The sequence below is a fragment of the Enterobacter sp. 01-M-02-SI-ECC genome (genome assembly GCF_047530595.1).
Lineage (GTDB): Bacteria > Pseudomonadota > Gammaproteobacteria > Enterobacterales > Enterobacteriaceae > Enterobacter > Enterobacter cloacae_M.
The window spans coordinates 247,397-270,499 of sequence record NZ_JBLKCZ010000002.1 but is presented as its reverse complement, the minus strand read 5'-3'; the positions used below and the strand labels follow the sequence as shown (position 1 = coordinate 270,499).

Here is a 23,103-nt window from a genome sequence, read left to right as displayed (position 1 = left end):
AATTATTTGAGAAAATTGGTTATTATATTTTTTTATCAATCATTTTTAGAAGATATTTGCCATAATTATTTTTTGCTAATGGCTTTGCTAAGAGAGCTATTTGCTCAGCATTAATAAAGCCTTTACGATAGGCAATTTCTTCAGGACAAGCCACTTTCAGCCCCTGGCGCTCTTCAATGGTTGCAATGAAGTTACTCGCTTCAATCAGGCTCTGGTGAGTCCCTGTATCAAGCCAGGCAAAGCCACGGCCCATCATAGCCACGGAAAGCTTGCCTTGCTCCATATAAATACGGTTAATATCCGTGATTTCCAGTTCACCACGTGCTGACGGTTTTAAATTCTTCGCTATCTCAATGACACTATTATCGTAGAAATAGAGTCCCGTCACCGCATAATTACTCTTCGGTTCCAGTGGTTTTTCTTCGAGGCTGATGGCGGTACCACTTTTATCAAACTCGACAACACCGTAACGCTCAGGATCGTTCACGTGATAGGCAAAGACCGTTGCACCATTTTCTTTATTAACCGCGGCATCCATCAATTTAGGAAGGTCGTGACCATAGAAAATGTTATCCCCCAACACCAGAGCGCAATCATCGTTACCAATGAATTCTTCGCCAATAACAAAAGCCTGCGCCAGACCATCCGGGCTTGGCTGGACTTTGTATTGCAGATTCAGACCCCACTGGCTTCCATCACCCAGAAGTTGTTCAAAACGCGGTGTATCCTGCGGAGTACTAATAATTAAAATATCTCGAATACCAGCCAGCATCAGCGTTGAAAGCGGATAGTAAATCATCGGCTTATCATAAATAGGCAATAATTGTTTACTAACAGCCATGGTCACTGGATACAGACGAGTGCCAGATCCACCCGCCAGAATAATACCTTTACGCGTTTTCATTTCATCATCTCTATAGTCATAAGATGCCCATTCCCAGCATCCCGATCATTATTAAATCGCTGTCGCTGTAAACCACTCAGTCAGCATACGCTTAACCCCCTCGTCCCACTGAGGCAGTACGAGGTTGAAATTCTTCTGGAACTTTAACGTATTGAGGCGCGAGTTTGCCGGACGTTTTGCAGGCGTAGGGTACGCACTGGTCGGCACGCCATGAAGCTGCTTTAATGCCAATTCAATTCCTGCTTTGCGCGCTTCATCAAATACCAGAGAGGCATAGTCGTACCAGGTTGTTGTACCACTGGCGACCAGATGATAAGTCCCTGCCACTTCAGGTTTATTTAGGGCAACCCTAATAGCATGAGCCGTACAGTCTGCTAATAACTCAGCACCCGTAGGGGCCCCAAATTGGTCGTTAATAACAGACAGCTCAGAACGCTCTTTTGCCAGTCGCAGCATGGTACGCGCAAAATTATTCCCTTTACCGGCATAAACCCAGCTAGTCCGGAAGATCAAATGGCGTGAACAATTTTCACTTAACGCTTTTTCACCAGCAAGTTTGGTTTCACCATACACATTAAGTGGCGCTGTGGCGTCCGTTTCAATCCACGGCGTATCGCCATTACCCGGGAATACGTAATCAGTAGAGTAGTGAACAACCCAGGCCCCCAATTTTTGGGCCTCTTTGGCAATCGCCTCGACACTCGTGGTATTCAGCAGCTGAGCAAATTCGGGTTCTGACTCGGCCTTATCGACGGCGGTATGCGCGGCCGCGTTGACGATGACATCAGGCTTAATGCGGCGCACCGTTTCTGCAATGCCTTCAGGGTTGCTGAAATCACCGCAATACTCCTGCGAATGGACGTCAACCGCAATCAAATGACCCAGCGGTGCCAGAGCACGCTGTAGCTCCCAGCCCACCTGCCCTGTTTTGCCAAACAACAGGATGTTCATTACGCACGATCCCCGTAGTTTTCTTCAATCCAGGATTTGTAGCTGCCGCTTTTCACGTTCTCTACCCATTTTGTGTTTGCCAGGTACCATTCTACGGTTTTACGAATACCACTTTCGAAAGTTTCCTGAGGCTTCCAGCCTAACTCCTGACCAATTTTCTCTGCATCAATTGCGTAACGGCGATCGTGACCCGGGCGGTCAGCCACATACGTTATCTGGTCACGATAGGAACCTTCCTTCGGCACGATTTCATCCAGCAATGAGCAGATGGTATTTACCACATCAAGGTTCTGCTTCTCATTGTGGCCGCCGATGTTATAGGTTTCGCCAATCTTGCCCTGGGTAACCACGGTGTATAACGCACGGGCGTGATCTTCTACGTACAGCCAGTCGCGGATTTGGTCTCCTTTACCGTAAACAGGCAGGGCTTTACCCTCCAACGCATTGAGAATGACCAGCGGGATAAGTTTTTCCGGGAAGTGATATGGACCGTAATTGTTAGAACAGTTAGTCACAATGGTAGGGAAACCATAGGTACGGAGCCAGGCACGGACCAAATGATCGCTGGACGCTTTAGAAGCAGAATAGGGACTGCTTGGGGCATAGGCCGTTTTTTCAGTAAACAGCGGCAGTTCAGCTCCCTTGGCCATTTCATCCGGATGCGGAAGATCGCCATAGACTTCATCTGTTGAGATATGGTGGAAACGGAAAGACGCTTTTTTATCAGCATCTAACGCTGACCAGTATTGGCGGCTTGCTTCCAGCAGTACATAGGTACCAACAATGTTAGTCTCAATAAAGGCTGCCGGGCCGGTGATCGAGCGATCAACGTGGCTTTCGGCCGCCAGGTGCATCACCGCATCCGGCTGGTGCTCTGCAAAAATACGCGCCATGGCATTGCTGTCGCAGATATCGGCTTGTTCAAAATGATAGCGTTCGCTGTGCGAGACTTCGGCCAGCGATTCAAGATTCCCTGCATAAGTCAGTTTATCGACGTTAATAACAGAATCTTGCGTATCATTAATAATGTGTCGTACCACCGCAGACCCAATAAAGCCTGCTCCACCAGTGACCAGAATTTTCACGTTTATTTCGCTCTTAATGTTATCAGAAACAATTAATTAGTTGCTGTCGCCCTGGTAACTTTCGATAGGCCTCCAGGGCGTAGAAATTGACAATCTGCTATTTTAACTTACCTTTACATTCCAAAGTAAATCGCAGATACCGTCGGTTGGATTAAATGCTGCAGGTGCCTGTAAAAGTATCTCTCGCACGCGCTCGTAGTCGAACTGACAGCAGGCGTTGTCGAGGTCACGGAGAATAATGCTCATCTCACTCCACGGCAACATCACCTCGTTAGCAGTCCTGATACGCGGGTGCTGCGTAACGGATACATTGTCTCCGATAAGCAACTCTTCATACAGTTTCTCACCAGGCCGCAGACCCGTTGTTTTTATCGCAATATCACCATAAGGGTTTTTATCATCGCGAACGGTAAGCCCTTGCAATGTAATCATGCGGTGCGCAAGGTCGATGATCTTGACGGGTTCCCCCATATCCAGAACAAAAACATCGCCGCCAGTGCCCATGGCTCCCGCCTGGATAACCAATTGAGCCGCTTCAGGAATGGTCATAAAGTAACGCGTGATATCTTCGTGAGTCAGCGTCACCGGTCCACCTGCAGCAATCTGTTTTTCAAATAACGGCACAACTGAGCCTGATGATCCTAACACGTTGCCGAAACGAACCATACTGAAGCAGGTTTTACTGGATTCCTTCGCCAGCGCTTGCAGCACCAGCTCCGCCATGCGCTTGGTCGCCCCCATGGTGTTGGTAGGGCGAACGGCTTTATCAGTCGAAATCAGAACAAAGTTTTCAACACCGCAACTTGCCGCAGCCTGAGCGCAGCTCAACGTACCAAAGATATTATTGCGCACGCCATCAAGTACGTTGAACTCGACAAGCGGTACATGCTTGTACGCCGCAGCATGATAAATTGTGTCGACGTTGAATGCTCTGATTAACCTTTCGAGATGCTCTTTATCCTGAACGTTTCCGAGGATCGGATAGATTTTAACCTTAAAATCCTGACCCAGATTCAGGTTACGCAGTTCGGAATCAATGGAATAGAGGGAGAATTCGGACAGTTCGAACAGAATAAGCTGGTTTGGCTTATTTTTAATTATCTGTCGGCATAGTTCAGACCCTATAGACCCCCCTGCCCCGGTAACCATCACTGTTTTCCCGTTGATATTACGCGATATCAGTTCCGGAATGGGTGAGACAGGATCGCGGCCCAGCAGGTCTGTAATAACGACTTTCCGCAAGGAATCAATACTTGCCTTCCCCTCCACTAGATCGACCATTCCCGGGATGGAGAGCACTTCACACGGCAGACCTTCCAGGGTTTTAATGACTTCGTTCTTTCTTGCCCGGCTTGCGCTTGGCATGGCCAGCAGAATTTTCTTCGCTTCGTATTTCTCAACCAGCCAGGGCAGTTTTTCTGGTGCGAAGACGCTTACCCCGTGAATCACCTGACCTTGCAGGGCGCGATTATCGTCGACAAAAGCAACGGGGTAATATTCGTCCATCTGGCTCAGCGCAGGCAGTAATTGACGACCCGATGCACCTGCACCATAAATAACTACCCGAGTGCCCAGATTCAACCCACGATTCACCAACATCCTCATTCCAAGCCGTGATCCGGCAATAAGCAGTAGACCGAATGAGAAATAGATAAAAGGAATCGTTCTCGGCAAATAGAGGTTGGTATAGAACGCTGCGATAATAAGCAAAATGGATGATATGACCATCCCCATCGTTACGACCAATAATATCTTGGCAGTAATATAACGGATTACCGCCCGATACAGTCCTAATTTAACAAATATTGCCAGAGTAACTAAAATTATTGAGAAAATAAAAAGCCAATGCTCCGTACTATATAATGGAGTCATTGCATCAATACGCACCCAAAATGCAAACCAAAATGCGCACAACAGAAGCAAAACATCTATAGAGAGTGTGATAATACGTTTTATTGGTCGTGGTAAAGATATTAAATAATTTAGCATACTAAAAACTGGTCGCCTCACTAAAGCTTGCATTCAGTTTATAAAATAGTACCAGCAGGACACACTGAGTAATCGTCTACTTTAGTATTATAACCGCCCACTGTCCCCGCCTGGAGAAACGCTGATTTCCCAATCACAGCGCTGCCCGCAAGATGGACACCAACACCTAAATGAGCGAAATCACCAAGAATGGCATCGTGATCTATTGTCGAGTGGCTATTCACAATCGTTGCCAAACCTAATTTTGCGTTGGCACCCACTACAGCTCCCGCTAATACAACAGTTCCCTCAGCAAGGGTCGCCGATGGACTGACAAATGCAAAGGGGTGTATAAGCGTTACAGGATGAATACCTAAGTCGAGCAGTTGCTGATAGAGCTGCTCTCTGACTTTATTGTTTCCGATGCCAATAGCGACATGACTGACGGTACCAATATGTAACTGAAGTTCAGAAATTTTTCCAATAATCAGTTGGTTAATTTCCTGGCAGGCAGAGGTATTATCGTCGAGGAAAACGATATCCTTATATCCCAGCAGTCTCGCTGTCTCGTACAGCGTACGGCCATGACCACCCGCGCCCAAAATCAATAAGTCATGCATTGACGTTGCTCTCTTTGTCTTTAACGCCTGCACCACATATTAGTGCAACAACGAGAAGCGGGAACCAGGCGATGAGCAGCCCCACAAGACCATCAATTTTGCCTGAGGCAATAAAAAAGGCAATGGGGAAGAGCCACAGCAGATTGACGGCAATCGCCAATGATGTCACCGGAACGTGGCTGCCATATTTTCTTGCGAGGATTTGGTAGCCATGGCTGGCATGTGCTTCATAGACCTTTTTACCTGCTACGAGCCTCCTCATCAAAGTTGTTGTAGCATCGACGATAAATACGCCCAGCAAGCACAACTCAGCAATAAAGAAATGCGAGTCAACTTTCGCAATGTGCAGGATCATCAGCCCGATGGTTATCCCTAGAAAACCACTTCCGGCATCGCCCATGAAGATTTTTGCTTTCGGAAAGTTCCAGACAATAAAGCCAGCCGCGGCACCGATAAGAGCAAGCGTTATCGGAAAAATACTTCCAGGCGCGTCCGTGTACTGGTTTACAGCAATCAACATTGCACTACATGCGGCAAATGTTATTGCTTCAGCGCTGGCTAATCCATTAATTCCATCCATGAAATTATACAAATTCAACATCCAGACCAGATAAACACAGCCCAGAATCATACCAATCCAGGATAAGGAAAGATCGTAACCAAACAGCGTAATGACAGGGAAGGATCCCAGGAAATAGATGCCAATTGCTGCTGCCAGGAAATGCATCAATAGACGCCAGCGTGCCGCAATATGACCATGATCGTCAAGGAAACCGATGATGGCAACAATTCCCCCTGGAATAAACAACCCCAGGAAGCTCTCCAACGTAAGCGTATGATTAAGATAAAATCCTACTAAAGCAGCCAGGAACGTCAGGACGATCGCTACCCCACCACCTCGCGGGGTGGGTACAGAATGAGAACTTCGCTGGTTAGGGCGGTCAATAACATTATGCTTTAAGGCATACCCCCGCAATCCCCAAGTCAGTGCGTATGAGACAAAAAAAGCGAATATCACCATCCCAAAATTCATCATTATTTATTACCTTCGATATAATATTTCGCCGTTTTTTTCATCGTTTCATAAAGCGTTATCGGGGGCGTCCAGTTTAAATGTTCCCGAGATTTAGAGGCATCGACTTCCAGATCGCCAAACAGCTGATCGTAAATACCTCGTTTACCAACAGTAGAAAGTAATAACCTGAAGATACCCGTTGGGAAAGAGATCAGTTTCGCTTTAATGCCCATTCCTGAAGCAAAGGCATTAATCATATCTTTAGTTGAAGGACGTTCTGCATCTGCAAGTAAATAGAGTTGATTTTTAGATTTCTCATTCACCACGCATTCGCTGATGAAACTGACGACATTATCCAGAGACGCCAGCGCTCGCTTGTTCCTAACATTTTTAAATGGCAACGGTAGGTTTTTAGAAACCATTTTTAAAAGACGCTGTATATTACCCGGTGCATTTTCACCACAAATCAATGCAGGGCGGACAATGGTGATCGCCATATCGCTTTCTGCAAATTGATTAAGTAGACTCTGCTCAGCTTCTCGCTTGGAAATGGCGTAATCGGAAGTGGGTTGTGGCTCCGAGGCCTCAGTAAATGGGATCCCTGAGGTGGCATTACCGTTAACGCCGATTGAGCTTACAAATATAAAATGTTTAACCCCACTGGTCGCAGCATCTCTCGCTAATTTCATCGTCGCGTCGTGATTGACACGGCGAAATTCCGCTAAAGCGTCCTGAGCATCATCATTAAGGATATGCGCTCTTCCCGCAGTATGAATGACAGTGTCGCATCCCTGAAGAAGATTTATCCAGTTGGTATCGGCTGAGATATCACCCAGGTTGTAAATTCCCTGTTCAGTGTTCTCCTGCTTGCGCGTTGTTAATATCACCTCGTGTCCTGATGATTTCAACGTCCGGACTAAAGCAGTACCAAGAAACCCGGTTCCGCCCGTCACCAATACTTTCATTGATATCCCCTATCTGCTCTATCTGATATTTTTTGCCTGCGAAGAGTGCAGGATCGCGAGAAACTGTATAGGCCACGACTGCCCGTTCTATATTCAATTGCGAATACAAGGCACGCTACCGCCCCTGGCTTAACAGCTACCAGTGCACTGAGCGATGTCTGATTAAATGATTTTTCTTGTCTGGATACAGACAAAAAACTGGCGTTAATTGTCGTCCTAAATGACCTCAGAAACAAGCACAAATCGCTACAAAGCGCTCCCTATTTAGACCCTGTAACTCTCTGTAATCATGGAATTAATAACAAAAAGCGGCAGTCATCACTTTGGTTAGATTTCATCACACCAAAATCATGACTGCCGCTTGTTCAATTCGTGGCTGGAATATCAGTCGTTTGCGAGCAACTTCTCAATACGGGTTCTGAACTTCGCCCCTTCCTTGAGGTTACGCAGTCCATAATTCACGAACGCCTGCATATACCCCATTTTCTTACCGCAGTCATAGCTGTCACCGGTCATCAGCATAGCGTCTACGGACTGTTTTTTTGCCAGCTCGGCAATCGCGTCGGTCAGCTGAATACGATCCCAGGCGCCTGGCTCGGTTTTTTCCAGTTCCGCCCAGATATCGGCATTCAGAACGTAACGACCTACAGCCATCAGGTCCGAATCCAGCGTCTGTGGCTGATCCGGTTTTTCGATGAACTCAACGATGCGGCTCACCTGCCCTTCCGTCTCCAGCGGTTCTTTAGTCTGGATCACAGAGTACTCGGAGAGATCGCCCTTCATGCGTTTCGCCAGCACCTGGCTACGACCCGTTTCATTGAAACGAGCCACCATTGCCGCCAGGTTGTAACGCAGCGGATCGGCAGATGCCGTATCAATAATGATGTCCGGCAGCACGACGATGAATGGGTTATCACCCACAACCGGACGGGCACACAGGATAGAGTGGCCCAGGCCCAGCGGCTGCGCCTGACGCACGTTCATGATGGTCACGCCAGGGGGGCAAATAGACTGCACTTCCGCCAGCAGCTGGCGCTTAACGCGCTGCTCAAGCAACGCTTCGAGTTCGTAAGAGGTGTCGAAGTGGTTTTCTACCGCATTCTTGGACGAGTGCGTAACCAGGACGATTTCTTTGATCCCTGCAGCAACAATCTCGTCGACAATGTACTGAATCATTGGCTTGTCGACGATCGGCAGCATCTCTTTAGGAATGGCTTTTGTGGCTGGCAGCATATGCATGCCCAAGCCTGCTACCGGAATGACTGCTTTCAAATTAATCATTATTTCTTCCACCTTAAAATGGTTGACGAATTATAGCTCTTAAACCTGTTTTCGCCAGCATGATTTGCCGTAATCCTCAGGTTATGTTACGCCTTAGCCCTACAAATTTCTGTAGTTGTAATCTGAATAGATCACGCTTCTTTCCCAGGAATAGTCTCAAAACAGCTAATTGTCGATTATCTGTGCGGAAGCGCAAAGTTAAGCTTTTCAACGTTCACCACCTGCTGGTCGACCCGGTCAATATCCACCGAGCTTTGCCCCTTCTCATTCACCGCTTTAATGTTCGCCAGCGACAGCAAGGTCTCATCTTTAGCCATAAATTTACCCCGAACATCCTTGCGCAGGTCGAAGTTAATCTTCAGGGCGGGACCCACAGCGGCTTCCTGCATCACATTGATGTTGCGTAAAAAAAGATGCTGCGGCTTGTTGTGCAGTTCAAGCGTAGCACGCTGCATTTCCACGTTGGTTATCGCCACAAACGATGTGGCGTTACCGGATGAAATCTGTATTCCGCGCAATTTATACGCAAGCTGTCGATTATCGAGGTGAATATTATTGAGCTTGAAATTCTGTGGGATGGACAAATAATCGCCTTTTATTACCCCATAGCCGATTAACATTCCGGCGCTGTTCACCATATCGACATTATCAATAATGAAATTATCACAGCCATAAATGGCCACCGTGGCGTTGTCTATTCCCGCCTTTTTACTGAAGTCGGGAGTTATATTTTTGGCCTTAATATTGCGAATAACAAAATGCTTACCGTTTTCAACGTGCACCAGCTGGCGACAGTTGCTGCCGGTGATGTTGGCCACCACGAAGTTCTTGACGGTTTGCTTCTCCGGATAGTCGTTATCGTAGGTGCTGCCGGCGAGGCCAATGCCGATGCCCCAGTTGATCTTGCCGTTGGTGCAGTTGATGTTGTCGATGACATGATCGGAGATCAGGATATTGCGATCGTTGATGGCGACGTTCCACTCGATCGCATCCCCCTGGAGATGGCTAAATTTACTGTTGGTGATGCGGGCACCGTCCACCTGGTTGTGGAACCCCTGGCGCAGGATGGCGTAGTTGGCCTGACTCACGCTGATGTTATAAATCAGCAAATTACGCATCACGCTCGGTTTCTTGCCGCCGATGTAGATCTGCGTCACCGGGCCAAAACCGCTCATGGCCAGCCCTTTGATGACGCAGTCAGAGCCGCGAACGTCGAGCGTAATGTTCTCCGTGCGACCGGCACCTTCGCCTATCACTTTGCTACCTTCCTGCAGAACAAAGCGGCCGCGCCCGTTGCCGGTTAACGCCCCGCGGATCAGAAGCGTTTTACCGTCGGGAATGAAAATGCCCGTATTGATGTTTTCGCAGGTGAGCCCGGCGGGGACCACGACGGTGTCGCCGTCATTGAACGCCTGCTTAAAGGCGGCGATCCAGTCGTTGTTATTGTACTGATTAACAGAGACCGTTCTGCCGCTTGCCGCCCGCGCGATGCGTGACGACAGCAGCGGCGTGGCCGCCAGAACGGAGAGAGAAGAGACAAAAGTGCGTCGGGTAATCTTTTTCAGCATACATCCTCGGCGTTACAACGTTTGCAGCAGGCTCGCTAGCTGGCGGTTAATCACCTGCTGGTTAAAATCGGTTTCCACTTTTTGTCGGGCGTTATGGAGCACGGGCTCCAGCGCCTGCTGGTCAATATCGCTGAAGGCTGCTAATCGGTCCGCAAGGGCCATCGCGTTATTCTCCGGCACCAGCCAGCCGGAGTGGTCAGACTTAATCAGCTCCGGGATCCCGCTGTGCAGGGTTGATACCACCGGAATACCTACGGCCATCGCCTCCATCAGCGCCACCGGAATGCCTTCCATATCGCCATCGGCACCCGTTACGGAAGGCAGCAGAAAGACATCCGCCTCGTCGAGCATGGCCTTGACCTCGTGGCTCGGTTTGAAGCCCGGCATCTCTACGACATCTTCCAGCTGATACTGTTCGATAAGCGTGCGCAGACGACGCTCCCACGGCCCAATGCCGAGAATGCGGTAGTGGAAATCCACCCCGCGCGCTTTCAGCTGGCGGCAGGCTTCAATGGCCACATGGAGGCCTTTCTTCTCGGTCAGGCGAGCAACGGAGATGATCTGCAGCGGTTTTCCCGGCACCTTTACAGGACGGCGAGTGAAGCGCGTTAAATCCACGCCCATACGCGAAACGGCAATTTTCTCTCCCGGGCAGCCCATGTTTTTCAGGCGCCCGGCCCACAGGTCGCTGATAGGCAGCATCATGTCGCCGCGCCTGAACAGCTGCTGATACTCCGGCGTGTAGTGGTTCAGCACTTCGCGGCTGGAGATATCGATACCGTGGAAGATGGTCGCAATTTTGCCGTCAATCACGCCCAGCTCACGCAGCTTCGCGGCGGTGACGCCCGCCGGGCCAAAGTGGGCGATAAACACGTCGGCACGATACGGCTGCGCGGTTTGCCCGCAGATGGCCGACAGGATCAGATTGCGGGATTCGGACCCATAGCGGGAAACGTTCAGCGCCCGCCACGTCGACGCGCGGTGGATCCCGCGCAAGGTCTGGCTGGCCCGGTGGCGCAGCTTGCTCAGCTTTCCGGACGGCTCATCCTGCAGCCAGCGGGTTTTCGCCTCCAGCCCATACTGGGTATAGGCCGCATGGGTATTTTTGGTATCGCCCTTTTGCAGGGCGATAATCTCCACGTCATATCCCATATCGATAAACGCGGTGATTTGGTTCAGGACAAACGTTTCAGACGACAGCGGAAATTTCAGTAAGAAGAAACCAACCTTCATTTCCCCTCCCGTACGCGGTCAAGTACCGATTTCACCATCCCAATGCCCTTCTCGCGCTCGGCTTTCACCGCCACGGCCAGGCGTTCATTGATGGCGGGCAGTTGACCCAGGGTGTCCCCCACCATCGCACCCAGCGAACCATCCAGCAGATGACGGATATCCACGGCCATTTCCGGCATACCGAGCTGCTGCATGATGCCTGCTGATTTGTGTTCGTAGTTGATGGCAATGGCCGGCGTGCCAAAGTTCATGGAGATAATGGCGGAGTGCAGCCGCGTGCCGACGGTCAGGTCGCAGGCGGAGAGCAGCTTGCCCATCTCCAGGTCGTTCAGTTCGTCCATCACCACATGATAGCGGGACGGATCGTTAACCAGGCTGCGCAGGTTCAGCGCCACCATGCGGTCGTCTTTGTTGTAGCTGTCGATGCCGGTGCAGGTGGAGAGCGCCAGCACCTGGTACCCGCTGTCCAGCACGCGGTTCACCACGTCGGCGAAGGCTTTCTCATACGCCGCCTGGGTCGTACCTAAACGTTTATCAAAGGGCGCCAGCTCGCGCAGGGTTATTGCGACGGTTTTCTGTTTCGACGTCACGTCGAGCCAGTGCTGCACCGCGTAGCTCGGCTGGAAGCTGTCGTCCTGATGATCCACCAGCCACGCGGTGTCCACGCCGTGCTCAACTTTTGAGGTGTCAATTTCGCTGCGCTTCATCATGTCGAGGCTGACCGACTCGCGCAGGATCAGCGCGTCGCAGTGGCCGAAGACGTAGTTTGCGAGCTGGTTAAACTGCGGATCCTGGAATGGCCCGACGCTGTGGCCAATCATAAACAGCGGCTTTTTCGCCATAAAGGTACAGAGCGCATGCTCAAACTGCGGCACTCCGTAGAGATCGACGAAGAACGATCCGCCGACCTGAATAATGGCGTCGTAGCCGGACAGCAGACGGACAAAATCGGTAAAGCCCTGCGCGATCGCAATGTTGCGCAGCTTGCCGGTATCGGTCACGCGGGAAAGCAGCACCTGGTGCTGGTAGCGACGACGCAGCACTTTCTTCACGCGGCCCATCACGCCCGCGGCGTTATTGTGCTGTTTCATCTGGCTGTAAAGCGGGTCACCCATCACCGGGCGGTTCAGTAACCAGGATGAGCTGACCGGATAACGGCTCATCACGTCCACTTCGGTCTCAGGCTTAAGGGTGTTAATTGCATCCAGTAAACCGCGCAGGATGGCGCTGTCGCCACGGTTGCCGCAGGTATGGTTGCCAAGAATTAATAATTTCATAATGGCCTCTTAAATAACTAGCCTGCGCGAAGCAGCGTTTTCATTTTTTCGTTACGGCAAAACTGGCGCTTCATCTCCACCACCAGCGCATTGCGTGACAGCACAATCATCACGCCAAATGCCAGCGCCCCCGCGGCAACCTGCACCGCCAGCAGCGCGGCCAGCGGCAGGTGACCGCTGAGGATGATGCCCAGGCCGTAGCTCACCGCCAGGGTCGGCAACGAGAGATAGAACGGCAGCCACAGGCTCAGGATGTACTGACGGTAGCTGGAGCCCAGCACCGGCTTGATCATGATGAAGTAGCTCAGAACGGTATTGACTACCTGCACCAGCAGGAAGCCCAGCGTGACGCCGATGGCGCCAGCCATATGCCCGCCGACGATAATCGCCGGAATAAACAGGAAGGTTTTGAACACGTTGAACTTAAAGCTAATATCGACGCGCGCTTTTGCCATCAGCAGGGAACCAATCGGATTCCCCACGGAGCGCAGGAGCCCCACCACGCACAGCAGCTGCAGGATCGGGATGATGCCGTTCCACTTCTCGCCAAACACCAGCGGCACGAAGTTGCTGGAAACCACCATCAGCCCCAGCAGCACCGGGAAGTTGATAATCCCCACCACGGAAAGCAGCTTGTAGAAGTTAACGCGCAGCTTCTCGGTGTCGTCCTGGATCTTGGCGAAGGCCGGGAACAGGACGCGGGTGATGATCGGGTTCAGCTTCATCGGCGGCACCACCGCGACGTTGTAGGCCAGGTTGTAGCCCCCCGCCACGCTCGCGCCAAGAATACGCGCCAGCACCAGCGTCGACAGGTTGGTATTCACATAGTTGATAATGCTGTCCGCCGTCAGCCACGCGCCAAAGCGCAGGTTGGACGAGACGGATGCGAGAGAGAAATGCAGCCCGGGACGGTAGATCTTGCGGCCAAAGTAGCCAAACAGCAGCGTACGCACGGCAGAGTTAACCAGGTATCCGAGGATAGCGGTCATCGCCAGCGGCCAGAAATGGGCGCTCACCACGGTGAAGGTAAAGCCCGCCAGCACGGCACTGGTCTCGATCATGCCGATCTTGTTGAACTCCAGCTCTTTCTGCATCAGCGCGCGGAACTGCTGCCCGTGCGGGATCACCACGAAAGCAAACGACAGCGTGCGCATCAGCGGAGCCAGATCCGGGTTGTGCAGCACGCTGGCGATGGTTTCGCTCAGCAGGAACACCAGCACGAACACGAAAATCCCCAGCCCCACGTTCAGCCAGTAGAGGGTGGTCAGCTCCAGATGGCTGATCTCTTTGCGCTGGATAATCGAATTGGCGATACCAAAATCAGACAGCGTATCGGCCAGCGCGATAATCACCAGCGAGACGGTCAAAAGGCCGAACTGGTGATTATCAATAATGCGCGCCAGCACGGTCATCTGCACCAGACCGAGGCCAATGATGACGATGGTCGCCATCGCTGACCACTTCGCCCCGCTGATGGTTTTTTCACGTAAGCTCATCTTAGTACGCCGCTTTGTTCACGAAACCTTTGAAGATGGTCAGAAAAACAATCTTGATATCGAACCAGATACTCCATTCACGGATGTACTCCAGATCGAATTCGATGCGTTTTTCCATTTTTTCCAGCGTGTCGGTTTCGCCGCGCCAGCCGTTGATCTGCGCCCAGCCGGTAATGCCAGGCTTCACCTTATGACGCAGCATGTAGCCTTCAATCAGCGAGCGGTACTGCTCGTTATGCGCCACCGCGTGCGGACGCGGGCCAACAATCGACATTCCGCCGGTAAAGACGTTGATAAACTGCGGCAGTTCATCCAGCGAGGTACGGCGCAGGAAGTTCCCCACGCGGGTGACGCGCGGATCGTTCTGCGTCGCCTGGGTCACCACCTTGTCATTTTCCATCACCTTCATGGAGCGGAATTTCCACACCATAATCGGCTTACCGTCCATACCGTAGCGGGTCTGGCGGAAGATAACCGGGCCGGGAGAGCTCAGCTTCACCGCGAGGGCAATGCAGCACAGCACCGGGGAGATGAGCAGTAAAATCAGCGACGAGAGCACGATATCTTCCGCGCGCTTCAGCACGCGGTTAATGCCCGACAGCGGGGTGTCGTACAGCGGTACCACCGGCACGCCGTTCACTTCTTCAATGCGTGAATGGAGGATGTTAAAGGTAAAGACGTCCGGGATCAGGATCACCGAACAGGTGGTGTCCGCCAGCTCGCGCATCAGCTGCTTGATGCGGGATTCGTCTTTCATCTGCATGGCGATGTAGACGTTATGAATTTTGCCGGCTTTCGCGTCTTCAATAAGCTGTTCGTAATTGCCCGCCCAGTCCGCAGGCACGCCGCCCGGCTTCGCGTCGTGGTAAATCCCGACCACTTCAAACCCTAACCACGGCTCTTTGCGGAAGCTGTCGAGCAGGACCTTACCAACCGGCAGATCGCCCGCTACGGCAACGAAGCGACGGTTATAGCCCCGGTTGCGCAGCCAGCCCGCGCCGAAACGGATCAGGGAACGGCAGACCACCATGCCGAAGCTGGTCAGCAGATACCAGCAGAGATAGGTGACGAGGCGATTATCAAAATCATGGCTGAAAGCCACCAGGCCTGCGCTGAAGATCAGGCTCAGGGTCCAGTTCTGCAGCAACAGCATCAGTTCAGTGGTCATTTTGACGCCGCGCCACGAGCGGTAGAAATCGGTCATCCCGCCGATCATCTGAAACACGACCAGCGCAATGAGTGCCATCAGCAGATGCATATATAAGAACGGCAGCCCGCCGATCCGACACACCGCCCACAATCCACCGACCATGATGGTGATATCAGAAAAACGCTGCACCATAGAGATTAACGATGCATTCGTTCTCGCTCGTTCGCGTTTTTTTAGATTCGTCATCGTTGTTCCTGTATTCGGTTCCCCCTCCCACCGGGAGGGGCAAGTATTACTGATTCAACAGCGCCAGAATGTCCTTCGTTCGGGCTTCCATCAGCGCGGTGTCAGCACGGGACTCCACGTTCAGGCGCACCACCGGCTCGGTATTGGACGAGCGCAGGTTAAAGCGCCACTGCGGGAACGCCATGCTGATGCCGTCCGTACGGTCAATTTCCAGCGCGTGGATCGCAAAGTGCTGCTCCACGCGGGCAATGGCCTCGGCAGGCTGCGCCAGCTTGCTGTTGATCTCCCCGCTCGCCGGGAACGCCGCCATGCGGTCGCGCACCAGCTCGCCCAGCGTCTGCCCCTTCAGGCACAGCAGCTCGGTGACCAGCAGCCACGGGATCATCCCGCTGTCGCAGTAGGCAAAATCACGGAAGTAGTGGTGGGCGCTCATCTCGCCGCCGTAGATGGCGTCTTCTTCGCGCATGCGCTCTTTGATGAAGGCGTGGCCGGTTTTGGACATCACCGGTGTGCCGCCCGCCGCGGAGACCACGTCGACGGTGTTCCAGGAAAGGCGCGGGTCATGAATGATTTTCGCGCCCGGGTTTTTCTCGAGGAACGCTTCTGCCAGCAGGCCGACAATGTAGTAGCCCTCGATAAACTGCCCTTTCTCGTCGAACAGGAAGCAGCGGTCGAAGTCACCGTCAAAGGCGATGCCCATGTCCGCGCCGTGCTCAATCACCGCGTTGCGGGTGTCGTCGCGGCACTCCGGCAGCAGCGGGTTAGGAATACCGTTCGGGAAGTTGCCGTCCGGGGTGTTGTGCACCTTGACGAAGGTTACCGGCACGTTCAGCACCTTAAAGCGGGCTTCCAGCGCGTCCACCACCGGGCCGGCCGCGCCGTTACCGGAGTTGATGACCAGCTTCAGCGGCTTGAGGTTCGCCACGTTGATGTAGCCCAGCAGGTGGTCGATGTACTCTTTCTGCAGGTTGATTTTTTTGTAGCTGCCGCGCTTCGCCTCGTTCACTGGCGGGAAGTCGTTGGCTTCCGCCAGACGTTGCACCTCGCGCAGGCCGGTGTCGCCGCTGATAGGGCGCGCGCCCTTGCGCACCAGCTTCATGCCGTTATAGTCCATCGGGTTGTGGCTGGCCGTCACTTCGATACCGCCGTCCACGCCCAGGTGGAAGGTGGCAAAGTAAATCTCTTCGGTCCCGGAAAGACCGATGTCCAGCACGTCCACGCCCGCGTCCTGCAGCCCTTTCGCCAGGGCCAGCTTGAGGGATTCACTGGTCAGACGCACGTCACCGCCCAGCACGATGGTCTGCGGTTTTAAATATTCGCCGTACGCGCGGCCAATGCGCCACGCGATGTCTTCATTCAGCTCTTCGCCCAGCTTGCCGCGAATATCGTAGGCTTTAAAACAGGTTAATTTTTCCATGATGACCCCTTTTTCAGGCAACAGTCGGCCCTGACCACTTAATGGCCAAATTGATTTTTTTGTCATTCGCAGGCCCGGTAAGCGCAGCGCCACCGGGCATAATGCAGAGTGCTACACCCGCCCGTAGCGGTCCTGGAAGCGCACGATATCGTCCTCTTCCAGATACGAGCCGGAGCGCACCTCAATTAAGTCGAGAGGAATTTTCCCCGGGTTCTCCAGACAGTGTGTCGCCCCCAGCGGAATATAAATGGACTCGTTTTCACCCAGCAGTTTGACTTCACCGTCGATAGTGACTTTAGCGGTACCCGCAACCACCACCCAGTGCTCGGCGCGGTGATGGTGCATCTGCACCGACAGCCCCTCGCCCGGCTTCACGGTGATGCGTTTCACCTGATAGCGGTCACCGGAGTCAATGGAGTCATATTTCCCCCACGGACGGTAGACTTCGCGGTGAATATGGTGCTCGTGACGGCCATCGGCCTTAATTTGTTCAACCACTTTTTTAACGTCCTGCACGGCGTTACGGTCGGCAATCAGCACGGCGTCCTTTGTCTGGACAACCACCAGATCCTTCACCCCGACCGTGGTCACCAGGCCGGATTCGGCGTAGACGTAGCTGTTTTCCGTTTTGTGGCTAATAACATCGCCGTGGTGGACGTTACCCTCCGGGGTATGGGCGCTGATCTCCCACAGGGAGGACCAGGAGCCGACATCGCTCCAGCCCGCATCCATCGGTACCACGACGGCGTCCGCCGTACGTTCCATCACCGCATAGTCAATGGACTCTTCCGGGCAGGCGAGGAACGCCTCTTCATCCACGCGGATGAAGTCGAGATCCGGGTCCACCACCGCCATCGCTTTCTCGCAGGCGTCCAGAATATCCGGGCGGTATTTGCGCAGCTCTTCCAGATAGCGTCCGGCGCGGAACAGGAACATCCCGCTATTCCAGTAATACTCACCGCTGGCGACATACGCCTGCGCGGTTTCCAGATTCGGTTTTTCAACAAACTGCGCCACGTCAAACGCCACGCTGTCACCTTCACCCGGCGTCACGCTGCCGCGACGAATATAGCCATATCCGGTTTCCGGCAGATCCGGCACGATGCCGAAGGTCACCAGCTTGCCGCTCTCGGCGTAAGGGATCGCCGCACGCACCGCGTCGCGGAAGGCGTCTTCCTGCTGGATAACGTGGTCTGCCGCCAGGACCAGCATCAGCGGGTCACAGTCCGGGCTGCTGCGTTTTGCCGCCAGCGCCGCCAGGGCGATCGCGGGCGCGGTATTGCGTCCGGCAGGCTCCAGGATGATGTTTTCGGTGAGCTTATTCAGCTGGCGCAGCTGCTCGGCAACAATAAAACGGTGCTGTTCGTTACAAATCACCACCGGGCTTTCACACTCCACGCCGTGCAGACGGTTTACCGTCGTCTGCAGCATGGTGAGATCCCCTTTCAGGCAGAGGAACTGTTTTGGATAGAGCACGCGGGACAGCGGCCACAACCGGCTACCAGAGCCACCAGCCATCACAACTGGATACAAAGTGGTTTGACTCATGATTTATCCCCGTATATCTGTAATAAATTGGCTCAGCACGTTCTCTTTTTCGAGCGTGCGTTCGGCATATTCACGTGCCACCGTGTTCACTTTTGGCATGGCAAGCGCTTGCTCAATTCCGGTTACCAGCGCCGGGACCGATTCCGGCTCCACGCACACGGCAATCCCCGGATAGCTGTCACACAGCTGGCCTAATTCTGTTTCGGCTTCTGCCGTGATCACCGCGTTACCGCCCACTGCCAGAATGTTGGTCAGCTTGGACGGCAGCACCGCGTCGGCCGCGCCGCGTTTTTGCACCACCAGATGGCAGTCGCCCATCTTCAGCAGCGCAGGCAATGCCTCGTAAGACTGAAGCGGGAAAAATTTCACGTTGGTCAGGCCGCGTTCCCCGACCATTTTTTCCAGCCGCGCCTTTCCACCGCCCTGCCCGACAATCACAAACGTCCACGGATGTTCACTCAGCAGCTGGGCCGCTTCAATCACGCTTTCCAGCCCCTGCTTTTCGCCGATGTTGCCTGAGTAAAGAATGATTTTTTGATCTTCAGGCAAACCGAGCTGCGCGCGCAGGGCATGAGCATCCTGCTCAGTTACATCGCGAAAACGCGCCACTTCTGACCAGTTCGGGAAGAAAATGACTTTCTCCGCCGGGACGCCCTTCTCCTGCGCCTTGTTCATCATCGACCGCGAGATAGTCGAGACGTAATCAACGTTGTGCAGGCCGCTGCGCTCAAACGCGCTGGCGAGCTTCGCGACCTTGCCGCCTTTACTCTTGCCTGCCATCCCCAGGCCCAGCATGGCGTCAACTTCGTAATCCTGTATGTGCAGCAGAGTGCGCGCGCCGGAGAGTTTGCCCAGCAGGCGCATGCCCGGCGTGCAAAACAGCGTTGGCACCACGCCGATGATGCGATCCGGCTTCCAGCGACGCTGCGCCATCAGCGGGAAGAAGCTGCTCAGAGCAAAGCTGCCGAGATGAATCAACCGCTTCAGCGTCGAGGGCTGCTTAGGCACATACAGGGGGCAGCGCCAGACGGTCGCTGCGCCCTCTTCGCGACGGTAGCGCCAGCTTGAGTAGCGCTCCCCCACTTTCCATTCCGGGTAGTACGGCGGCGCGGTAATGACCCGCACGTCATGTCCCTGGCTCGCCATCCACTCGACCATCTCGCCGGTGTATTTCCCGATGCCGGTTAATTCCGGCGAGTAGTTGATTCCGTATACGAGGATCTTCATAAGCCCGGCACCCCGGACTGACGTTCAGCGAGGAAATAGGCGCGACTGTTGTCATGCACATTGTCGCTGGCAAGCAGCGCCTCTGGCGTCTGCCAGCGGTAGTCGTCATGCTGAGAATCAGGCAGACGCAGGTCTGCCTCACTCACCTTCAGGCGGAACCCCAGCACGATGTAGTGCGTGGTGAACCCGGTGCCTGAAAAGTTATCGTCATAGAAGTGCTGCCAGACCCCGTAAAACTGGCCCGCTGCCATCGGCAGCTGCAGGCCCAGTTCCGCCAGAGTGAGACGCTCAAACGCATCGCTCAGCGTCTCATCCTTCTGTACGCGCCCGCCGGGCACGAACCAGAAGCCCTGTGCAGGACGGTTGGTTCGTTTCCCCAGCAAGAACTCGCCGCGTTCGTTCTCCACGATCAAATCAATTGAGATGAGCGGAGTGGAACGCACTACCGTGGCAAAATCTTCCTGACTTAAAAACATCGTTACCCCCGGAAGCGGTGCTGGTTTTCCAGAAACCACTGGTAGGTACTGGCCAGACCCTGCTCCAGTGACACCTCGTGATACCAGCCCAGCTGATGCAGACGGGTCACGTCCAGCAGCTTGCGCGGCGTGCCGTCCGGTTTCGTCGCGTCAAACACCACGCGGCCCTTGTAGCCCACTACCTGCGCGATGGTTTGCGCCAGCTCGCGAATGGTGCAGTCCACACCGGTACCGACGTTGATGTGCGACAGCATCGGCTCGGTGTTCTCCTGCCACACCTCGCGATCCAGCTCCATCACGTGAATGCTGGCGGCAGCCATGTCGTCCACGTGCAGGAATTCGCGCATCGGCGTACCGCTGCCCCACACCACCACGTCCGGCGCGTTCTCGGCGGTCGCCTCGTGGAAGCGGCGCAGCAGCGCCGGGATCACGTGCGAGTTGCTCGGGTGGAAGTTGTCGTGCGGTCCGTACAGGTTGGTCGGCATCACCGAACGATAGTCGCGGTTGTACTGGCGGTTGTAGGACTCGCACAGCTTGATCCCGGCAATCTTGGCAATCGCGTACGGCTCGTTGGTTGCTTCAAGCGTGCCCTGCAGCAGTTCGCTCTCGGCGATCGGCTGTTTCGCCATTTTCGGGTAAATACAGGACGACCCGAGGAACAGCAGCTTATTCACGTTGTGCAGATGCGCGGCGTGAATGATGTTGCTCTCGATCATCATGTTTTCGTAGATGAAATCCGCCGGGTAGGTGTTGTTAGCGACAATGCCGCCCACCTTCGCCGCGGCCAGATACACCTGGTCAATGCGTTCGTTAGCAAAGAAGTCCTGTACCGCGCGGCTGTCGAGCAGGTTCAGCTCGTCGCGGGTGCGGACAACCACTTCGACGTCACCGCGCTGTTCGAGCAGGCGTTCAATCGCGGAACCCACCATTCCGCGATGACCGGCGACAAAAATACGTTGTTTTGTCATTCTCAGGACTCCAGCGCGATGGCAACCTCGTAGCCATGAGACTTGAGCAGGGAGTGTTTTTTCGCTGCTTCAAGATCTTTGGCTACCATCTCGGAAACCATCTCCTGCAGAGTGATTTCTGGTTTCCAGCCCAGCTTCTCGTGCGCTTTGGTTGGGTCGCCCAGCAGAGTTTCCACTTCAGCAGGACGGAAGTAGCGCGGGTCAACCTGGACAATCACGTCGCCTGGCTTCACGCCCGGAGCGTCGTGGCCGGTCACGGAAACAACGATACCTTTCTCTTCCACGCCGGTACCTTCGAAGCGCAGTTTGATGCCCAACTGTGCCGCAGCCATTTCAACGAACTGACGTACGGAGTACTGCACGCCGGTCGCAATCACGAAGTCTTCTGGCTGTTCCTGCTGCAGCATCATCCACTGCATTTTCACGTAGTCTTTGGCATGGCCCCAGTCACGCAGGGAATCCATGTTGCCGAGGTGCAGGCAAGACTCCAGACCCTGCGCGATGTTGGCGATAGCGCGGGTGATTTTGCGGGTCACGAAGGTTTCGCCGCGACGTGGAGATTCGTGGTTGAACAGGATGCCGTTACAGGCGTACATGCCGTAGGATTCACGGTAGTTCACGGTGATCCAGTAGGCGTACAGTTTTGCTACCGCATACGGAGAGCGCGGGTAGAACGGCGTGGTCTCTTTCTGTGGGATTTCCTGCACCAGACCGTACAGCTCGGAGGTGGATGCCTGGTAGAAGCGAGTTTTCTTCTCAAGGCCGAGGAAGCGAATCGCTTCCAGCAGACGCAGCGTACCCATGGCATCAACGTCGGCGGTGTATTCCGGGGATTCGAAGGAGACCGCTACGTGGCTCATCGCGCCCAGGTTGTAGACTTCATCCGGCTGAACTTCCTGCAGGATACGGGTCAGGTTGGAGGTATCGGTCAGGTCGCCGTAGTGCAGGTGGAATTTCGGGTTCGCCGCGTGAGGATCCTGATAAATATGATCCACACGTTCGGTGTTGAAAGAAGATGCACGACGTTTAATACCGTGTACTTCATACCCTTTTTCCAGCAGGAACTCTGCCAGGTAAGAACCATCCTGCCCGGTAACGCCGGTGATGAGAGCGACTTTAGACATGTTTATATTCCTCTACTTATGAATTTAATCAGTTTCAACGCGTTCGCGTATCACCACTGCGGGGTTGCCACGGCAAATTTTATTTGCCGGTAGCGATTTAAAAACGCTGCTGCGGGCACCGACTACCGTGCCATCGCCAACAGAAACACCCGGTGCAACAAAAACATCCGTTGCCAGCCAGCATTTTTCACCTATCGCAACAGGCGAAGCGGTAATATCAAAATGCTGACTCATAAAATCGTGGCTGCCGGTGCACAAATAACATTTCTGTGAAACCACCGAATTTGCGCCAATCGTTATTTCGCCCAGGGTATATAACACCGCGTTATCCCCAACCCATGCGTAATCCCCAAGCGTTAATTTCCACGGATAGGTAATTTTCACAGAAGGTCGGATGACTACGTTTTTTCCGATTTTTGCGCCAAACAGGCGCAATAAAAAAGCTCGCCAGCGGTACATTATTTGCGGCGACCAGGCAAATAACGTTGCCTGAACGGCCCACCACAGCTGTACCTTAATACCGTTCCCGCCCCGAAAACCTTTCGGCACGGAGAAACCTTTTAAATCCTGCATTGCGTTTCCTT

General features: G+C 53.5%; 20 protein-coding genes. All 20 read right to left on the bottom strand.

Going from position 1 to position 23,103, the window contains the following annotated elements:
• Nucleotides 1–22 precede the first annotated feature (22 nt).
• The 20 genes from rfbA to wcaF all read right to left on the bottom strand — a co-directional run bounded on the left by rfbA (nt 23) and on the right by wcaF (nt 23,092).
• Nucleotides 23–904, bottom strand: a complete 882-nt coding sequence (gene rfbA, locus ACMWLG_RS04375) for a glucose-1-phosphate thymidylyltransferase RfbA (protein WP_045403052.1) — start codon at nt 902–904, stop codon at nt 23–25.
• Between the two features lie 51 nt (nt 905–955).
• The gene (gene rfbD / locus ACMWLG_RS04370) at nt 956–1,855 is read right to left on the bottom strand and encodes a dTDP-4-dehydrorhamnose reductase (protein WP_045403048.1); all 900 of its coding nucleotides are present in this window, start codon (nt 1,853–1,855) and stop codon (nt 956–958) included.
• Entirely contained in the window at nt 1,855–2,940 is a 1,086-nt protein-coding gene (gene rfbB / locus ACMWLG_RS04365; protein WP_045403045.1) for a dTDP-glucose 4,6-dehydratase, read from the bottom strand. Before rfbB ends, rfbD begins: the two co-directional genes overlap by 1 nt.
• Nucleotides 2,941–3,042: 102 nt before the next feature.
• Complete coding sequence (locus tag ACMWLG_RS04360; protein WP_045403042.1) at nt 3,043–4,929, bottom strand: polysaccharide biosynthesis protein; 1,887 nt, start codon at nt 4,927–4,929, stop codon at nt 3,043–3,045.
• 38 nt (nt 4,930–4,967) lie between these two features.
• Nucleotides 4,968–5,528 (bottom strand): sugar O-acyltransferase, encoded by a 561-nt coding sequence (locus tag ACMWLG_RS04355; RefSeq protein WP_045403039.1) that lies wholly within the window; start codon nt 5,526–5,528, stop codon nt 4,968–4,970.
• Entirely contained in the window at nt 5,521–6,564 is a 1,044-nt protein-coding gene (locus tag ACMWLG_RS04350; protein ID WP_045403037.1) for an MraY family glycosyltransferase, read from the bottom strand. The genes ACMWLG_RS04355 and ACMWLG_RS04350 overlap by 8 nt, the downstream gene beginning before the upstream one ends.
• A complete protein-coding gene (locus tag ACMWLG_RS04345; protein WP_045403034.1) occupies nt 6,564–7,508 on the bottom strand; it encodes an NAD-dependent epimerase/dehydratase family protein in 945 nt (314 codons plus the stop codon). The genes ACMWLG_RS04350 and ACMWLG_RS04345 overlap by 1 nt, the downstream gene beginning before the upstream one ends.
• A 384-nt stretch (nt 7,509–7,892) precedes the next feature.
• Nucleotides 7,893–8,789, bottom strand: a complete 897-nt coding sequence (gene galF, locus ACMWLG_RS04340) for a GalU regulator GalF (protein WP_029742022.1) — start codon at nt 8,787–8,789, stop codon at nt 7,893–7,895.
• A gap of 176 nt (nt 8,790–8,965) precedes the next feature.
• On the bottom strand, nt 8,966–10,357 hold the full coding sequence (gene wcaM / locus ACMWLG_RS04335) for a colanic acid biosynthesis protein WcaM (protein WP_045403031.1): 1,392 nt from the start codon (nt 10,355–10,357) through the stop codon (nt 8,966–8,968).
• A gap of 12 nt (nt 10,358–10,369) precedes the next feature.
• Nucleotides 10,370–11,590, bottom strand: a complete 1,221-nt coding sequence (gene wcaL, locus ACMWLG_RS04330) for a colanic acid biosynthesis glycosyltransferase WcaL (RefSeq protein ID WP_045403028.1) — start codon at nt 11,588–11,590, stop codon at nt 10,370–10,372.
• Nucleotides 11,587–12,867 (bottom strand): colanic acid biosynthesis pyruvyl transferase WcaK, encoded by a 1,281-nt coding sequence (gene wcaK, locus ACMWLG_RS04325; protein WP_045403025.1) that lies wholly within the window; start codon nt 12,865–12,867, stop codon nt 11,587–11,589. Before wcaK ends, wcaL begins: the two co-directional genes overlap by 4 nt.
• Nucleotides 12,868–12,884: 17 nt before the next feature.
• Nucleotides 12,885–14,363 carry a colanic acid undecaprenyl disphosphate flippase WzxC gene (wzxC, locus tag ACMWLG_RS04320; RefSeq protein ID WP_045403022.1) on the bottom strand — a complete coding sequence of 493 codons (1,479 nt, stop codon included), beginning with the start codon at nt 14,361–14,363 and terminating at the stop codon, nt 12,885–12,887.
• 1 nt (nt 14,364) lies between these two features.
• Complete coding sequence (gene wcaJ, locus ACMWLG_RS04315; RefSeq protein ID WP_045403019.1) at nt 14,365–15,759, bottom strand: undecaprenyl-phosphate glucose phosphotransferase; 1,395 nt, start codon at nt 15,757–15,759, stop codon at nt 14,365–14,367.
• A gap of 46 nt (nt 15,760–15,805) precedes the next feature.
• Complete coding sequence (cpsG, locus tag ACMWLG_RS04310) at nt 15,806–17,176, bottom strand: colanic acid biosynthesis phosphomannomutase CpsG (RefSeq protein ID WP_045403017.1); 1,371 nt, start codon at nt 17,174–17,176, stop codon at nt 15,806–15,808.
• A gap of 111 nt (nt 17,177–17,287) precedes the next feature.
• Nucleotides 17,288–18,724, bottom strand: coding sequence for a mannose-1-phosphate guanyltransferase (cpsB, locus tag ACMWLG_RS04305; protein WP_033145975.1), 1,437 nt, complete (start codon nt 18,722–18,724; stop codon nt 17,288–17,290).
• A 3-nt stretch (nt 18,725–18,727) separates the two neighbouring features.
• The gene (wcaI, locus tag ACMWLG_RS04300; RefSeq protein ID WP_045403014.1) at nt 18,728–19,951 is read right to left on the bottom strand and encodes a colanic acid biosynthesis fucosyltransferase WcaI; all 1,224 of its coding nucleotides are present in this window, start codon (nt 19,949–19,951) and stop codon (nt 18,728–18,730) included.
• Complete coding sequence (locus tag ACMWLG_RS04295; protein WP_045403011.1) at nt 19,948–20,427, bottom strand: GDP-mannose mannosyl hydrolase; 480 nt, start codon at nt 20,425–20,427, stop codon at nt 19,948–19,950. The genes wcaI and ACMWLG_RS04295 overlap by 4 nt, the downstream gene beginning before the upstream one ends.
• A 2-nt stretch (nt 20,428–20,429) precedes the next feature.
• On the bottom strand, nt 20,430–21,395 hold the full coding sequence (gene fcl, locus ACMWLG_RS04290; RefSeq protein ID WP_045403007.1) for a GDP-L-fucose synthase: 966 nt from the start codon (nt 21,393–21,395) through the stop codon (nt 20,430–20,432).
• Nucleotides 21,396–21,397: 2 nt separating this feature from the next.
• The gene (gene gmd, locus ACMWLG_RS04285; protein WP_014884502.1) at nt 21,398–22,519 is read right to left on the bottom strand and encodes a GDP-mannose 4,6-dehydratase; all 1,122 of its coding nucleotides are present in this window, start codon (nt 22,517–22,519) and stop codon (nt 21,398–21,400) included.
• Between the two features lie 24 nt (nt 22,520–22,543).
• The gene (wcaF, locus tag ACMWLG_RS04280; protein ID WP_045403004.1) at nt 22,544–23,092 is read right to left on the bottom strand and encodes a colanic acid biosynthesis acetyltransferase WcaF; all 549 of its coding nucleotides are present in this window, start codon (nt 23,090–23,092) and stop codon (nt 22,544–22,546) included.
• Between the last annotated feature and the right edge of the window lie 11 nt (nt 23,093–23,103).